This window comes from Empedobacter sp. UBA2044 (assembly GCF_002333005.1).
Taxonomy (GTDB): Bacteria; Bacteroidota; Bacteroidia; order Flavobacteriales; family Weeksellaceae; genus Empedobacter; species Empedobacter falsenii_B.
Genome location: NZ_DDBA01000001.1, coordinates 49,278 through 65,771 on the forward strand (window position 1 = coordinate 49,278; position 16,494 = coordinate 65,771).

Below are 16,494 nucleotides of genomic sequence, written 5' to 3' on the forward strand. Positions count from 1 at the left end.
CTTTTTTTATGTCTTAATATTTTTTATTTCACTTGTCTGGAAACGATCCACGAAACTAAGCTTCCCAAACCTAAAACAGTTACAATAACTGCAACAAAATTTTCGACAGAAAAGATAAATGGAAATGGAACAGTTGGCGAAGCCATAACCAAACCAAAATCTATTTGTAATAATCCAATAACAGAGGCGATTAATAAACCTGTTGTCATCGCGATAAGGGTGATAATAAAACCAGTTTGAAAGAAAATATTACGAATGTTTTTTCGTGATAATCCAAAACTATACATCGTCTGAATTTCTTTCTTTTTATCCAAAATCAAGATAATAATTGTTCCTGCCAAATTGAAACATGCAATGATAATGACTAACGTAAAAATCAAGTAACTGATTAAATTTTCCATATTCATTACTTTTAAGAAAGCTGAATCTAAATCTTGTCTGGTTTCGATTTTATAATGAGAACCTAATATTTTTTGAAGTTGAATTTTTACTTCGTTAAACGATTTTTTTCCAGTCGTTTTTACCTCAATCGAATAACATTGATTTTCGTTTAACAACAATAATTCTTGCGCCAAACCTAAAGTTGTAAATATGTGTTTGTCGTATTGTTCGTTCAAAATAAACACGCCAACACTGTACGCATCTTTGCGTGTAAAAGCATCGCTTTCTTGTTTTATTAGACCTGTTCCAGCTTTTGGCATCATCAAATCTGCTGGCGTTATCGGATCGATATAAAGTTGCAAACGCTCTGCAATTCCATTCGAAACAATAAAATTATCATCGCGATTAAAGTCTAAATATTGTCCACCATAAATTACCGTATCTAAACGTGTAATTTTGGTGAAATTTTCGTCAACACCTTTCAAATAGGCAATATCTTGCTTTCCTTTGTAATCGATGTAGACTTTTTCTTCGATGATTTTAGAATAAGCTTTGACATCTTTTTGTTGCTTCAATTGATCCACAACAAAAGTTAAACTGTCCAATACTTTTCCTTTCGAAGGTGATATTTTAATTTCAGGATTTACATTGCTATAATACTTTAAATTCATTTTTTCTAATCCCGAAAAAACGGATAAAATAATAAATAAAGCCGCTGTAGCAACCAGAATAGCACCAACAGCAATCGATGTAATAATGTTTACGGCGTTTGTATTCGTTTTCGAAAAAATGTAGCGTTTCGCAATGTAAAGTGAAATGTTTCTCATTATAAGATTGGATTATTTCCTTCTCCTCTTAGCGCTTTGTCGATTTTATCCATTTCGTCTAACGAATTATCTAAAATGAAAATTAATTCTGGTGTAATACGCATTTGTTTAGAAGCACTTTTTGATAAAATTCCTCTAAATAATGGTGTATTAACTCTAATTTCTTTGAAAATTTCGTCTTTTTGAGTACTTGGAAAAATACTTACATAGATTTTAGAAACGCTCAAATCTGGTGTTACTTTTACTTCTGTAACACTAATCAAATTTCCAGGGAATTCCTTTACAGCCCATTTTCTAAAAGCTTCTGCTAATTCTTCTTGAAATAATTTACTTACTTTTTGTTGTCTATTGCTATCCAATTTTATTCATTTTTATGAGACTGTAAAATTACTGCATTTTTTCGTGATTAAAAACATTGATGAATTGAATTAAGTTCTTTGTAAATTTGTTTTAATGAAAAAAGATATCGAAACTTCAGAAGATGTTGCTTTATTGGTAAATACGTTTTACGATAAAGTGCAAAAAGATGATGTCATTGGTTACTTTTTTTCGGAAGTTGCAAAGGTAAATTGGGACGAACATTTGCCGCATATGATTCAGTTTTGGGAAACTGTTTTATTAGGAAAAGCAACTTTTGAAGGTTGGCCAATGCGAACACATTTGGTTTTGAGTCAGAAAGAGAAATTAAAACCGCATCATTTCGAGCGTTGGATTGAATTGTGGTACGGAATAATTGACGAAAAATTTGAAGGAGAAATAGCAAATGAAGCAAAAAATAGAGCAAAAATTATGCGTGATTTAATTCTTTTCAAAATTGACCAAATGGAACAAAAACAAGGGTTTATTCAATAAAAAAAATGCAGCTTCATAAAAGTTGCATTTTTTTTGTATAATTTGATTAATGATTGAAAAATTATTTCGCAATCATGATTAATTTTTTATTGATAAACTCCATAATTCCAGCTTTAGAAAGTTCGCGTCCGTAACCCGAATGTTTCACACCACCGAAAGGTAAATCTGGGCTTGAAGAAACTTGTTTGTTTACGTAAACCATTCCCGAATCTATTCTACGAGCGATTTTCTCCGCATTCGGAACATCTTCTGTATAAATAGAAGCACCTAATCCGTAAGGCGTATCATTCGCAATTTTGATTGCTTCTTCTACATCCTTCACTTTCCAAATACAAACTACAGGTCCAAAAACTTCTTCGTCATAGGCCTTCATTCCAGGTTTTAAATCTGTTAAAATTGTTGGTTGTAAAAAGAACCCATCACGATCAATACGTTTTCCTCCTGAAACAATTGTTGCTCCTTTATTAGCTGAATCATTAATTTGATCCAATAATTTTTCTAACGCGCTTTCCGAACTTACAGGTCCCATATTGGTGTCAGCATGTGTAGGGTCGCCAACTTTCATTCCGTTTATATAGTCCGTAATTTTTTTCAAATATTCATCGTAAATACCTTCTTGTACTATAATACGTTTCGAAGAAGTACAAGCTTGTCCAGCATTACGTAAACGACCGTTAATGGTTCCGTTCATCACTTTTTCGATATCCGCATCATTCAAAACGATCATTGGATCAGAACCACCAAGTTCTAAAACCGAAGGTTTTACATTTTTACCAGCGATACTTGCAACCTCTGCACCAGCAGCTTCTGAACCAGTTAAAGATACACCAACAATTTTTGGATTATTAATAATCGAATCTGTGTCTTTTCCTGACATCAATAAGTTTTTGTACAAACCTTTTGGAGCGCCAGCAGCAGTAAACATTTCTTCGAAAGCGATTCCACATTGCGGAATATTAGAAGCCGTTTTCAAAACAACTGTGTTACCAGCCATAATGTGAGGCCCAGCAAAACGTGCAATTTGAGAAAAAGGAAAGTTCCAAGGCATGACACCTAATAACACACCAATAGGTTCTGAAACCACATAAGCGTCACCTTTTTCTGTTTGTATAGGAACATTTGCCAAGAATTCTTCTGCATTATCAGCGTAATATTCGATGATATTTGCACTATAATCAATTTCGATTTCACTTTCATACAATGGTTTTCCCATTTCTGTTGTAATCAAAGCAGCTAATCGAGCTTTTTGCTTACGCATTTCGTTTGCGACACGTTTCATTACAGCTTTTCTTTCTTCGAAAGATTCGAATCGCCATGTTTGATATAATTCGTTTGCGTCGTCTATATATTGATTGATTTCTTCGCTTGTGTAGGCTTGAAATTCTTTTTCGATTTTACCTGTAGCAGGATTTAATGTTCTGATTGAACTTGCCATTTCACTCTTTATTTAATGTATACAAAGTTGTAGCAATTCTCGTTCCTAACAAAACTTTTAGGATAAATAAAACTGATAGTTGATGAGATTTTAGAAGGTTTGAACAATAAAGTAAGTATAAATGAACAATAGAAATTAGAAGAATGATTATTTATCTAAATCAGTTGCTGAATTTGTTCGTGATAAAAACCAAATTGTTCCGTTTTTACTTTTCATTTTTTTATTTGCTAAAATAATTCCTAATATTAATCCTGTTAGAATGAAGATAGAACCAATAATTAAATTAGAAATTGATTTATTTTGAAAATAAATCAACAATCCAATTATGAAGCCAATAATAAAGGGTGATATAAAGATTTGAATCCAACCATAAAGTTCTGCAATAAATTCTAGATTCTTTTTCATAAAGTAAATATTTATGATTGATTAAAATTATCAAATCTTAATAGAACAATTCGTTCAAAATAAAATCATTCTTTTAAAACGGTAAATTATCGTCGTCGTTGTTCATCGAACTTGTGAATTCTCCGCCGAAATCTCCAAAAGCATCAGAAGGATCGATAGCAGATAAATTCATTGCACTTCCCATTTCTTGAGAACCATCATTCATCGAGCTTTGAATTTCGAAATCTCCACCAAATGAAGTTTCTAAATCGGTAAATTTAGCTTGCTCATTAATGAATCGTAGACGCACATTTTCTAACGCACCATTACGGTGTTTAGCAATGATAAATTCGGCTTGACCAGCGCAAGGTTCACTTTCATCATCCCAATATTCTAATTTATAATATTCGGGACGATAAATAAACGAAACGATATCGGCATCTTGCTCAATCGCTCCAGATTCACGTAAATCCGATAATAATGGACGCTTGCTTCCTCCACGAGTTTCTACCGAACGAGATAACTGCGAAAGTGCAATAACAGGAATACTTAACTCTTTTGCGATTGCTTTTAAGGAGCGCGAAATCATCGAAATTTCTTGCTCACGGTTTCCATTTGCTTTTCCACCAGCAGTCATTAACTGTAAGTAGTCAATCAAAATCATTTTTACACCATGTTGAGAAACCAAACGACGCGCTTTTGCTCTTAAATCGAAGATAGAAAGGGCAGGCGTATCGTCAATGTAAAGCGGTGCATTTTCAAGACCTTTTACTTTTGTATATAATTGTTTCCATTCGTGATCGGCTAATTTTGCTTTACGCAATTTTTCACCCGAAATTCCAGTTTCACCCGAAATCATACGCGTAATCAACTGAACAGAAGACATCTCTAATGAAAAAACAGCAACTGGAATATTTTTGTCCACCGTCATATTTTTCGCCATCGAAAGGATAAAAGCGGTTTTCCCCATACCAGGACGAGCGGCTAAGATAATCAAATCCGATTCTTGCCAACCCGAAGTAATTTTATCAATTTCTGTAAATCCAGAAGATAAACCAGACATTCCTTCTTTGGTAGATTGGGCTTTAATTTTGTCAATCGCTTCTGTAACTAAATCTCTTGCTTCCGAATAACTACGCTTGATTCCACCTTCTGTAATTTCGAATAATTTCGATTCAGAATAATCCAGTAAATCAAATACATCGGCAGTATCATCGTATGATTTTTCAATGACTTGATTCGAAATTTCAATTAAACGACGAAGAATATATTTTTCTTGAATGACACGAGCATAATACTCCACGTGTGCAGAAGAAGAAACTTTTTGCGTTAATTGAATCAAATAATAATCACCGCCAACACGATCTAATTTGCCTTCACTTTTCAACTCATTCGAAACCGTTAATAAATCAATAGGTTCTGAATCGTTAAATAATTTTTGAATGACAGCATAAATCGCTTGATGCTCTGGACGATAAAAAACTTGCGGTGTAAGAATGTCAATGACTTCATCCAACCCTTTTTTATCAATCATCATCGCACCAAGTACAGCTTGCTCTAAATCAACAGCTTGTGGAGGAAGTTTACCTTTCTCTAAACCAATGACATTGTGCTTGTTAGCTGGTATTTCGGGATTATAATTTGCTTGTTCCATAAGAGTTTCAAAATTAAATAAAAAAACGAGATATAACTAATTTTATATCTCGTTTTAAAATTGTATATTCTACAATAAGTATTATTGTAAAACAATATTTTATCCTGAAAATTCTCCGAATTTGATGTAACGTTCTTGACGTTGTTGTTGTAATTCTTTTGGAGAAAGTTTTTTCAATTCGTTGTAAGTGTCTAAAACTTTATTTTTCAAGTTTGTGTACGCAACTTCTGGTTTGTAGTGTGCTCCACCAAGCGGTTCTTGAATGATGTCTTCAATTAATCCTAATTCTAACATATCAGGACCAGTTAATTTCATTTGCGAAGCAGCTTGCTCTTTGTAATCCCAACTTCTCCATAAAATTGTAGAACAGTTTTCTGGTGAAATTACAGAATACCAAGTGTTTTCTAACATGAAAACTTTGTTCCCAACTCCAATTCCTAATGCTCCACCTGAAGCTCCTTCACCAATTACAATTGTAATGATAGGAACTGTAAGTTTCAACATTTCGTAGATGTTTTTAGCGATAGCTTCACCTTGACCTCTTTCTTCAGCTTCTAAACCAGGATATGCACCAGGAGTGTCGACTAAAGTCAAGACAGGAATATTAAACTTTTCTGCTAACTTCATCAAACGTAAAGCTTTGCGGTAACCATCTGGATTAGACATTCCGAAACGACGATATTGTCTTTCTTTGGTATTTTTTCCTTTTTGTTGACCAATAATCATAAAAGTTTGACCATTGATTTTTCCCATACCACCAACCATTGCTTTATCATCAGCAAAAGTTCTATCTCCGTGAATTTCGATAAACGTGTTATCTGTGATCGCGTAAGCGTAGTCTAAAGTATAAGGGCGAGAAGGATGACGAGACAATTGTACACGTTGCCATGGCGTTAAATTACCATAGATTTCCTTCTTTTTATTTTCAATTGCAATTTCAATTTCAACGCAAGCCTGTTTGATGTTAACACCGCTTCCTTCGCCGACGATTTGACAGCTTTGTAACTGTTCTTCTAAATCTTTGATAGGTTGTTCAAATTCTATATATTCCATACAAAAGTGTTTGTTCAATCCAACAAATATAGAAAAGGTTTTTAAGCCAATTATAATAAATGTCGAATGTTTTTCAGATTTTTTACAAGTATTTTAATTTCAAAAGATAAAAAAGCGTCTACAGATTAGACGCTTTCATCGTGTATTTGATCTAAAATTAGATTTTTTCGATAATCATTGCAGATGCTCCACCGCCACCATTACAGATAGCTGCACCACCAATTTTTCCTCCGTTTTGCTCTAAAACATTTAATAATGTAACCAAAATTCTTGATCCAGAATTTCCAAGTGGATGACCAATAGAAACCGCACCACCATTTACATTGACTTTAGAAGCATCAAGGTTTAATAATTTAGTATTTGCAATTCCAACAACTGAAAACGCTTCGTTAAATTCCCAGAAATCAACATCAGCAGCTGTCATATTTGCTTTTTTCAATAATTTTTCAACCGCTTTAGCTGGTGCAGTTGTAAATTTTGAAGGTTCTTGAGAAGCATCAGCATAAGCAATAACTTTTGCAAGAGGTTTTAATCCTAATTCGTTTGCTTTATCTAAAGACATTAATACTAAAGCAGAAGCTCCATCATTAATTGTAGAAGCATTTGCAGCAGTTACAGTTCCGTCTTTAGAGAAAACAGCGCGCAAACCTGGAACTTTATCAAAGTTTACATTTTTATATTCTTCGTCTTCTTTAAAAATAACTGGTTCTCCTTTGCGTTGAGGAATTTCTACAGGAACAACTTCGTTGTCAAATTTTCCAGCAGCCCAAGCAGCAGCAGATTTTTTGTAAGAATTAATTGCAAACTCATCTTGCTCTTCACGAGAAATATTGAACTCAGTTGCACAAGTATCTCCGAAAAGTCCCATCATTTCTTTGCTGTAGTAATCTTGTAAACCATCGTTCACAATTCCATCTAACAAAACAGTATTTCCGTATTTATTTCCAGTTCTTGCATTTGGTGAATAGAAAGGAACCATCGACATGTTTTCCATTCCTCCAGCAACTACAACATCTGCGTCACCTAAACGAATTGCTTGTGTAGCAAACATTACAGCTTTCATACCAGAGGCACAAACTTTGTTTACCGTTGTTGCAGGAATTGTATTTGGTAAACCTGCTTTTATCATTGCTTGCTTAGCAGGTGCTTGTCCTTCACCAGCTTGCAATACATTTCCCATATATACTTCATCAACCAAAGATCCATCTAAGTTGATTTTATCTAAAGCTCCTTTAATAGCTGTTGCGCCTAAATCTGTAGCTGGAACGTTAGATAAACTTCCCAAAAAAGATCCCATTGCTGTACGAACAGCTGAAACTATTACGACTTCTTTCATTTAATTTGTGATTTGTTGTTTTTATTATGATAACTTAATAATGCAAGATATAAAATTTATAGTAGTATTAATTTGATTTACTTTTTAAAGATTTTTTAAATTTGTTATTGACTTAATATAGATAATTGATTTTTTTTGTTAAAATGATAATTATCTTAGAATAGAATATTTTTTGAAGAATAAAATGATTAAAATGCTGAAGAATAAAATGATATTATTTGGTTTGATTTCGTGTTTTGTAATTACAATCGGAAATGCGCAAACCTTTGATCAAAAATATTTTAAATCAATTTTAGATTCGCTTACGTCAAATTCGTTTGCTGGCAGAGGTTATGTAGAAAATGGAATGACAAATGCTGGAATTTATTTACAAAACGAATTTCAAAAAAATGGATTGAAGTCTTTTTCTAATCGTTATAATCAAACATTTACTTTTCCGATTAATATTATCAAAGATGCAAAACTGAAAATTAATGGAAAAGAATTAAAATATGGAATTGATTTTATTGTAAAACCAATTTCTAAATCAATTTCGAAAACCAATTCACCTTTTTATATTTTTGACACAAAAGCCTATGTGGAATCTTTTCAGTCGAAAGATAAAACGAGGGATTTTATTGTGAAAGATGATGAATCGCAAAAAGGAAAACATATTATTTTGCCGCCTTTAGTGACTTCTGTAGATTCTATTCAGAAATATTACAAACAATGGGCGAATATTTATGAGAAAAATGAAAATAAAAATCGAGCGATTTTTAGATTTACATCAGATAAATTGACTTCAAGTCTTAGTCAACGACAATCTTCTATTTCAGAATTTATTATTTCGGATAAATTTTATTCTAAAAATTTAAAAATAAACGATTATTCTATTGATTCAGAGTTAAATAATTCATTCGAAGCAAATAATATAATTGGTTACATTGACGGAAAGAACAATGATAGCGTAATTGTGATTTCTGCTCATTATGATCATTTAGGGAAAGTTGGACAAACTATTTTTCCTGGAGCGAGTGATAATGCGAGCGGAACTGCAATGATGATGGCGCTGATGAAGTATTATTCAAAACATCAGCCTAATTATAGAACAGTTTTTATGGCTTTTGCAGGTGAAGAAGCGGGGATTTTAGGCGCAGATTATTATGTTAATCATCCTCTTTTTCCATTGAATCAAATCAAATTTTTAGTCAATTTAGATATTATGGGAGCGGGCGATCAAGGAATTCAAGTTGTGAATGGTAAAGTTTTTAAAAATCAATTTGAAAAATTAGTTGAATTCAATCAAACAAATAAATACCTAAAAGAAGTTAAAATTCGAGGAGAATCGTGTAATTCCGATCATTGTCCGTTTTATTTGAAAGGTGTTCCGTCGTTTTTTATTTACACATTAGGAGGAAAAGGTTTTTATCATGATCCCAATGATACAGCTGAAAGTTTGGATTTGAGTTCCTCTGAAAAAGTATATAATTTGTTGAAAGCTTTTATTGATAAGCTATAAAAAAATAATCCGTTCAAAGTGAACGGATTACTAACCAACCTAAACTACTATAAAAAACTCTAAAAAGTAAAAAGAGTGCGAGTAATTCCAAACTTCATAAATCAATTTCGTTATACTCGTTGTTACTCTTTGTCTTACTATCTATGAATAAATTATTTGACACTGCAAATGTCTAACTTTTATGTCTTGTTTGGAAAAATTGTAAAAGATTTTATTTATAATAGTTATAGAGAATATTTATAATAAACGTTTGTTGTCGGATATTAAACTTTGTATTAATTTGTTAAAAATAAACAATAATAGTTAAAGTGTAATTGTATGAAAGCGTACTTTAACACCTTTTTAACTATTTGTTTACGAAAATATGATGAAATGATAAGATTTGAAATCTTTTCAACTAAATTTGATTTTTGAATCGTAAAGACTTCATAAATTTAAACAAATTTTAAACCAAAACGCCAAAATGAGACTTTTTTTATTGGTTTTTTCCTTACATATTGTGTTATTTGTTGATGCGCAAAATGTTAACCCAAATCAAATTCGAACAAAAATTTACGATACTATTTTACAAGATATCCAAAAACAAAGTTTAGAATTTCCGAACAAAAAAATTGTGGTAGATCCTACGATTAATAAGTTTGAAGATTATAAAATGGACGAATTTGGGCTGAAATTAGATTCGGCGAAATATCTACAAGACACTTCAATTTGTTCTAAATTAACAACCTATAAATGCGTTTCGAAATTTGAGATTGATAATTATTCGATTACCAATGTTTACAAAGATGAAGCAGATGCGTTATATCCTGACTTTTATGGGATTTATGCACCAATCGATTCGTGGTACAATTTGATTTATTATGCGGCTGTTAATCATTTTGAGAAGGATAGAGAATTTCAATTTAACGTCTTAATTCCAGTTCGAAATGTGCAAATGAAAAATAAAACGATGAAGGAAAAAATGTTCTTTTATAACGTTTTGTTTGATGAGCAATTTAAGATTCTAAAATTTGAAAAATTATTATTAAAACATTAAAATTCAATCAGAAAAGTTGTAAATTAGCAAGACTCAAATTTTTAATTGATGTTAAACGTTAGCGCTTATATAGACGAGCTTTTGCAGTTATCAAAAGGCAATTTACGGATTTGCCGTATGAATTGGTGGCTTTTAAAATACGAAGATGAATTTGAGAAAGCAATAGAACAAACGTCTTGTAAAAAGTGGCAAAGATGGCTTTATAATGGAGAACATCCATATCCATGTGTTTGTCCAAAGCGCGAAAAATTATGCGTTTTTATCGATTTATATCGTGAATTGGATCGTTTGACACAAGTGCAACGTTTAGAGAATTTTTTTCACGAATATTTTCAAAAATTTGAGTTGATTAAAGATTCAAAAGAATCTTTAAAAAATTGGATGAATGATATTCGTCCAACGATTTCCTCTATTTATTTATTATTGGATAAGAATGATAATCTAAAAATTAGATTTTATAATTCGGATCCAGTTTTGGAAGTGAATATCAATAAAAATGATTATAAATACACTTTGTTGTGTTTGGATATTTTTAACTACAACATGTATGTAAGAGGCATGTAAATGAAAAGAGAGTTGACAAAATCAACTCTCTTTTTTATGAAATAATAGATTAAATATGGCTTATTTAATTAAACCAATTTCTCTTAAACGCTGAGTCAAGAAATCTCCAGCTGTAATATCTTCAAATTGTTTTGGATTTTCTTCTGTTACACAATCTTCTAAAACAGATAAATCCATTTCAGAAACTGGATGCATAAAGAATGGAATAGAAAAACGAGATGTTCCCCATAATTCTTTCTCTGGATTAACCACTTGGTGAATTGTTGATTTTAATCTGTTGTTTGTGTGACGAGATAACATATCACCAACATTAATCACCAATTCGTCGTCAGCAGCAATAGCATCAACCCAAGTTCCATCGTGACGTTGCACTTGTAATCCACGACCTTGCGCTCCCATTAACAATGTAATCAGGTTAATATCACCGTGGGCACCAGCACGAACTGCATCTTTAGGCTCTTCTGTGATAGGAGGATAGTGAATTGCTCTCAAAATAGAGTTTCCGTTTTTTACTTTATCATCAAAGTAAAACTCGTCTAAACCTAAGAATAAAGCCAAAGCACGTAAAACGTAAACTCCTGTTTTTTCTAATTGTTTGTATGTTTCTTCACCATAAGTGTTAAAACCTGGAACTTCATTTACATCAACATTTTCTGGATAGTTGTATTTCGCTTTATCTTCTTCAGATAAATACTGTCCAAAATGCCAAAATTCTTTCAAGTCACCAACGGTTCTACCTTTTGCATGTTCGTTACCGAAAGCTGTATAACCGCGTTGACCACCAATTCCTTCAACTACATAACTTTGTTTTGTTTCTGTAGGTAAAGCGTAAAATTCGCGAACGCTTTTATATAAATTTTCAACTAATTCGTCAGATAAAAAATGTCCTTTCAAAGCAACGAATCCTATTTCTTCGTATGCTTTACCAATTTCGTTGACAAATTTTTGTTTTCTTGCAGGATCATCAGATAAAAAGTCTGCTAAATTAACCGATGGAATTCCGTTTTGTGACATTTATATTTTTTATAAAATTTCTTCTGCAAAGGTATAGAAAGATTTCTTTTGTGAATAATATTGTTAATAACTTTTTTAATCAACTGTTGGTTTGATGCAAAACTAAGTCGTTTAAATGGTTCTAATTGTTTAAAATATTAATTATAAGTAAAATATGATTTTAAACATAGGTTTTGATAATTTCTATCTTGATAAATATAATTTATTAAAATTACATTATAAATAGTTATTAATAATAGTTGTTTTAAATAATATGAATTAATTTTAAGAATATGAAGAAATATTTATTTGTATTTTTTGTTTGTATTAGCATAATGTTGTTTTCACAAGAGTCTATAAAAACTCCTTTGATATATCTAAGTTGTAAAAAAGTTGAACAGAAGGGAAATGAGGAGTTGAATAAATGTTTTAAACAAAATTTTAGAAAAGATTTTTATAAAATGGTAAGTACGGAATTAAGGTCGAGAAACTTAATTACAAATTATCTTCTTAAAGCTGAATTCAATTTTACTTTTGATGAAAATGGTGTAATTTCTATTTCTGATTTTGAAGGAAGTGAGGATACGAAAGATATCTTAGAAAAGTCTTTATTTAGATTAAATGAGAGAATTAAAGGAGGTAAATATAAAATTATTCCAGCAAAGAATAATGAAGGGAAATTTATAAAAACCACTATAAAAGTTCCATTTCAATATGCATTTGTGAGAAGTTAATTATTAATCTTCTTTCTAATCGTTATCAATCATTCTATATTTGCAAAAATATTTATGATGAAAGATCAATTTTTTCAATATATACAAGACTTACAAAATAAAATTATTACTAAACTTGAACAAGTTGATGGTAAAGCTAAATTTTTAAGAGATAGTTGGGAACGCGAAGAAGGCGGCGGAGGTCTTTCATGTGTTTTAACTGACGGAGCTGTTTTTGAGAAAGCTGGCGTTAATATTTCAAAAGTTTATGGAGAATTACCAGAAACAATGCAAAAAGCGTTAAATGTTTCGTCAGGTAAATTTTTTGCTTGTGGATTGAGTTTGGTTATTCATCCAACAAGTCCACATATTCCGACGACTCATGCGAATTGGAGATATTTCGAAATGTATGATAAAGATGGAAATATTGTCGATCAATGGTTTGGAGGAGGTCAAGATTTAACACCGTATTATTTGGATGAAGAAGATGTGATGCATTGGCATACAATCTGTAAAAAAAGTTGTGATGCGCATGATGTGGCTTTTTATCCGAAGTATAAAGAGGAATGTGATAAATATTTTTGGAATACTCATCGTGAAGAAGCCCGTGGAATAGGAGGTTTGTTTTTTGATTACTTGAAACCAACTTCAGAAAAAACAGTTGAACAATGGTATGATTTTGTAACGGAAGTAGGAAACTCATTTTTAGAAGCGTATATTCCGATTGTTGAAAAGCACAAAAATGATGAATTTTCTGATGAACAAAAGGAATGGCAAGAAATTAGAAGAGGTCGTTATGTGGAATTTAATCTAATTCATGATAGAGGAACTTTATTTGGTTTGAAAACAAATGGACGAATAGAATCTATTTTGATGAGTTTGCCAAAACATGTACAATGGCACTATAATCACCAACCAGAAGAAGGTTCGGAAGAATATAAATTAGTCGATGTTTTGAAACATCCAAAAGATTGGATTTAATCAATAAAATATAAAATGCCTGAACATTTGTTCAGGCATTTTTTTAATCTTCTCTCGATCCGTCATCTGCCATTCTGACCATTTTAGGTGTAAAAGTAGCCACAACATCAACCAGATCTTGTTGTGCAGCCATTACTTCGTGAATATCTTTATACGCCATCGGCGCTTCATCTTTTCCGCCTCCAATTAGTGTAATTCCAAAATCATTCAAATAATCGTTTATCTTGTTTTGTGATAATGATTTAATTGCTTGTGTTCGGCTCATCTTTCGACCAGCACCATGAGAAGCCGAATGAATAGAATTTTCTTCACCTTTTCCGCGAACCAAAAATCCTGGCGCAGTCATTGAACCTGGAATAATTCCCATCACATCTTTAGAAGCTGGTGTTGCACCTTTTCGATGAACAATTACTTCTTCGCCATTGTAAATTTCTTTCCAAGCAAAATTATGATGATTTTCTACTTTAGCTAAAACTTCTGCACCGATAGATTTTTTAATTTTTTGATGAATAATTTCGTGACAAGCCGAAGCATATTCACCAGCCAAATTCATCGTAATCCAATATTCTTGACCTTCTGCAGAATCCAAATCCAAATAAGCTAAATTTTGTGCTTTATAAGGAAGTTTACAAATTTCTTTTGCAATTTTTGTATAATGTCCAGCGATTGTAGCACCGAAACCTCTCGATCCAGAATGCGTTAATAACGCTAAATACGAACCTTTTTTGATGTTCAGTTTCTTATCATCTTCTTTGAAATCAATCAGACCAAATTCTACAAAATGATTTCCTCCTCCAGAAGAACCCAATTGCGACCACGCTTTATCTTTTAAATTTTGAATAAATGAATTTGTTTCGAATTTTGCATCATCCAAAATCTGATGTTCGGCTTTGTATTGACCATGAAAACCATGTCCTGCACCAAACTTTGTGTTTTTTATTAAAGTTTTTTTTAAAGAATCATGATGCTTAAAATAATAAGAAGCAGGTAAATCATAAATCGATAAAGCCATTCTACATCCAATATCAACGCCGACACCATAAGGAATAATTGCATTTTTTGTTGCTAAAACTCCGCCAATCGGTAAACCATAACCTTGATGAGCATCTGGCATTATTGCGCCGGCAACTGTTACAGGAAGTTTCATGGCTACTTTCATTTGTTCTAAAGCACCATCTTCAATATTTTTTGCACCATAAATGTTGAAATCGTTCGGATTTTCATTCAATTCAATTAAGTTTTCATCTTGTTGAGGTAAATGAATTCCATTGATAAAACCATTTGCAAGCGTTTTGAAAATTTTATCTTCTAAGAAATCTTGTGGCGAAGACAAAACTTGCGCATATTTATCAAGCATTTCGGCTTTTGTATAACCATTTCTTTTTCGGTTAATTTTTAAGGCAATTCCTAAAATTTCATTCTCAGGATAACCCAAGGCAATCAAATCAATTCCATTAATTGGTTTGTTTTGTTGTTCGGTTGTTTTCATATAATTTGGTTAGAATATTATTTTGTAAACATTGTTTTTAGTTCATTTAATACATTCGACCCACCAGAAATTGAGATTTCTCCTACTTTATCAGCAATTTTTTCGATGTATTCCATCTCTTTCAATTTCCATAATGTTTCGTTTTCTTCCATTAATTTTGCTGTATTCAACAAGCTTCTTGTTGAAGCAGTTTCCTCACGACGCGTAATCGAATTAGCTTGAGCCGTTTTTTCGGCAATCAAAACACGGTTCATAATTTCTCTTATTTCTCCAGGAAGAATAATGTCTTTCATACCTGCGTCAATCAATTTTAGACCAATTTCTTGGAATTCAGCTTGATATTTTTGAATGATATAATTCGTTACCGAATTTTTATCTGACATCAAATCATCAAAATTCATGTTTCCAATAAATTCTCTCAAACCTAATTGAATCGCTTGATAAATCATTTTTTCGAAATCTTTGTTCGATTGATAAGCGTTTAACAAATCAGTAATTTGATAATTTACCATAAAATTGATTCGTAATTGCGCTTTATCTTTCGTCAAAATTTCTTGTCCCGAAATTTCAATTGTTTGCGGACGCATATCAAAAGATACCATCGAGATTTTAACTTCGTTGTTGTAAAATAGGTATTCACCAGCTTTTAAAACCGAATCAAATTCATTGTCTTTAAATAAAATTCCTTCGAAATATGGCGCAACAGAAATGATACGAATTGCACCAGCTTTTCTCAAAATATCAATTTCTCTTTTTGTTAAATTCTTAATTTCGTCAGTAGAATTCAAGTCAAATTTTATAGCTTTTAATTGAGTCGAATTTTTCCAAATCATCACGTTTTTATTGTAAAAAGAATCATAGATTTGATTGTTTTTGTAAATAATCAACACTTCGTTATGTAATACTTCGATAAAATCTACCATATTTTTTAATGTTTCATTTTCCAAAATCATTGCGTGGAATTTTTCATCAATTATTTCGTTGATGTTTAATTTTTCGATGTTTTTATTAAAGAAAATCCAATAATTTCCTTTTGAGTAAATTTTATCTACTTCGTTATTTTTGATATAGATTCCAATTTCTTGGTTGTTAATTGCTAATTTTTTCATTTTATTATTTTTTATAGGTTTTTACTATTTTTTTTGTCATTCTGAGCCTGTCGAAGAATCTTTATTATGAGATACTGAAACGAGTTCAGGATGACTATTTTTTAATTCTATTCTCGATACAATTTTTCTTTATTTTCATTTCGAAAAATTACTCGAATTGACGAATTATTGTCATTCTGATTTCTATGA

Annotated in this window: 16 protein-coding genes; 6 read left to right on the plus strand and 10 right to left on the minus strand. The window is 31.6% G+C overall.

The window, feature by feature from the left end:
- Positions 1–23 precede the first annotated feature (23 nt).
- Both B4E59_RS00255 and rbfA read right to left on the minus strand, forming a co-directional pair.
- Complete coding sequence (locus tag B4E59_RS00255) at positions 24–1,208, minus strand: ABC transporter permease (protein ID WP_291050552.1); 1,185 nt, start codon at positions 1,206–1,208, stop codon at positions 24–26.
- The gene (rbfA, locus tag B4E59_RS00260) at positions 1,208–1,567 is read right to left on the minus strand and encodes a 30S ribosome-binding factor RbfA (protein WP_038334637.1); all 360 of its coding nucleotides are present in this window, start codon (positions 1,565–1,567) and stop codon (positions 1,208–1,210) included. Before rbfA ends, B4E59_RS00255 begins: the two co-directional genes overlap by 1 nt.
- Positions 1,568–1,661: 94 nt before the next feature.
- Here rbfA and B4E59_RS00265 point away from each other — a divergent pair, with 94 nt between their 5' ends.
- On the plus strand, positions 1,662–2,060 hold the full coding sequence (locus B4E59_RS00265; RefSeq protein WP_019975256.1) for a group III truncated hemoglobin: 399 nt from the start codon (positions 1,662–1,664) through the stop codon (positions 2,058–2,060).
- Between the two features lie 61 nt (positions 2,061–2,121).
- Here B4E59_RS00265 and B4E59_RS00270 read toward each other — a convergent pair whose 3' ends face one another.
- The 5 genes from B4E59_RS00270 to B4E59_RS00290 all read right to left on the minus strand — a co-directional run bounded on the left by B4E59_RS00270 (position 2,122) and on the right by B4E59_RS00290 (position 7,922).
- Positions 2,122–3,495: an NAD-dependent succinate-semialdehyde dehydrogenase gene (locus B4E59_RS00270; RefSeq protein WP_219034703.1), complete on the minus strand. Its 1,374-nt coding sequence runs from the start codon at positions 3,493–3,495 to the stop codon at positions 2,122–2,124.
- Between the two features lie 147 nt (positions 3,496–3,642).
- The gene (locus B4E59_RS00275; RefSeq protein WP_125349038.1) at positions 3,643–3,900 is read right to left on the minus strand and encodes a hypothetical protein; all 258 of its coding nucleotides are present in this window, start codon (positions 3,898–3,900) and stop codon (positions 3,643–3,645) included.
- A 73-nt stretch (positions 3,901–3,973) separates the two neighbouring features.
- On the minus strand, positions 3,974–5,533 hold the full coding sequence (gene dnaB, locus B4E59_RS00280) for a replicative DNA helicase (RefSeq protein WP_115001280.1): 1,560 nt from the start codon (positions 5,531–5,533) through the stop codon (positions 3,974–3,976).
- A 99-nt stretch (positions 5,534–5,632) separates the two neighbouring features.
- Entirely contained in the window at positions 5,633–6,586 is a 954-nt protein-coding gene (locus tag B4E59_RS00285; RefSeq protein WP_291050555.1) for an acetyl-CoA carboxylase carboxyltransferase subunit alpha, read from the minus strand.
- A 157-nt stretch (positions 6,587–6,743) separates the two neighbouring features.
- Complete coding sequence (locus B4E59_RS00290; RefSeq protein WP_115001279.1) at positions 6,744–7,922, minus strand: thiolase family protein; 1,179 nt, start codon at positions 7,920–7,922, stop codon at positions 6,744–6,746.
- A gap of 193 nt (positions 7,923–8,115) precedes the next feature.
- On the opposite strand from B4E59_RS00290, the gene B4E59_RS00295 reads away from it, so the two are divergent.
- The 3 genes from B4E59_RS00295 to B4E59_RS00305 all read left to right on the plus strand — a co-directional run bounded on the left by B4E59_RS00295 (position 8,116) and on the right by B4E59_RS00305 (position 11,020).
- Positions 8,116–9,420: a M28 family metallopeptidase gene (locus B4E59_RS00295; protein ID WP_291049058.1), complete on the plus strand. Its 1,305-nt coding sequence runs from the start codon at positions 8,116–8,118 to the stop codon at positions 9,418–9,420.
- Between the two features lie 463 nt (positions 9,421–9,883).
- The gene (locus tag B4E59_RS00300; protein ID WP_125349041.1) at positions 9,884–10,456 is read left to right on the plus strand and encodes a hypothetical protein; all 573 of its coding nucleotides are present in this window, start codon (positions 9,884–9,886) and stop codon (positions 10,454–10,456) included.
- A 117-nt stretch (positions 10,457–10,573) separates the two neighbouring features.
- Positions 10,574–11,020, plus strand: coding sequence for a hypothetical protein (locus B4E59_RS00305; protein WP_115001277.1), 447 nt, complete (start codon positions 10,574–10,576; stop codon positions 11,018–11,020).
- A gap of 60 nt (positions 11,021–11,080) precedes the next feature.
- Here the strand turns inward: B4E59_RS00305 and B4E59_RS00310 are convergent, their stop codons facing one another.
- The gene (locus B4E59_RS00310; protein ID WP_125349043.1) at positions 11,081–12,034 is read right to left on the minus strand and encodes an isopenicillin N synthase family dioxygenase; all 954 of its coding nucleotides are present in this window, start codon (positions 12,032–12,034) and stop codon (positions 11,081–11,083) included.
- 272 nt (positions 12,035–12,306) lie between these two features.
- Between B4E59_RS00310 and B4E59_RS00315 the strand changes: the two genes are divergently transcribed.
- Positions 12,307–12,747 carry a hypothetical protein gene (locus tag B4E59_RS00315; RefSeq protein ID WP_125349044.1) on the plus strand — a complete coding sequence of 147 codons (441 nt, stop codon included), beginning with the start codon at positions 12,307–12,309 and terminating at the stop codon, positions 12,745–12,747.
- 57 nt (positions 12,748–12,804) lie between these two features.
- Positions 12,805–13,707, plus strand: coding sequence for an oxygen-dependent coproporphyrinogen oxidase (hemF, locus tag B4E59_RS00320; RefSeq protein WP_115001274.1), 903 nt, complete (start codon positions 12,805–12,807; stop codon positions 13,705–13,707).
- A gap of 43 nt (positions 13,708–13,750) precedes the next feature.
- Here the strand turns inward: hemF and B4E59_RS00325 are convergent, their stop codons facing one another.
- Together B4E59_RS00325 and B4E59_RS00330 are read right to left on the minus strand one after the other, a co-directional pair.
- A complete protein-coding gene (locus B4E59_RS00325; RefSeq protein WP_291050565.1) occupies positions 13,751–15,196 on the minus strand; it encodes an RtcB family protein in 1,446 nt (481 codons plus the stop codon).
- Between the two features lie 17 nt (positions 15,197–15,213).
- Positions 15,214–16,305, minus strand: coding sequence for a slipin family protein (locus tag B4E59_RS00330; RefSeq protein WP_219034698.1), 1,092 nt, complete (start codon positions 16,303–16,305; stop codon positions 15,214–15,216).
- Between the last annotated feature and the right edge of the window lie 189 nt (positions 16,306–16,494).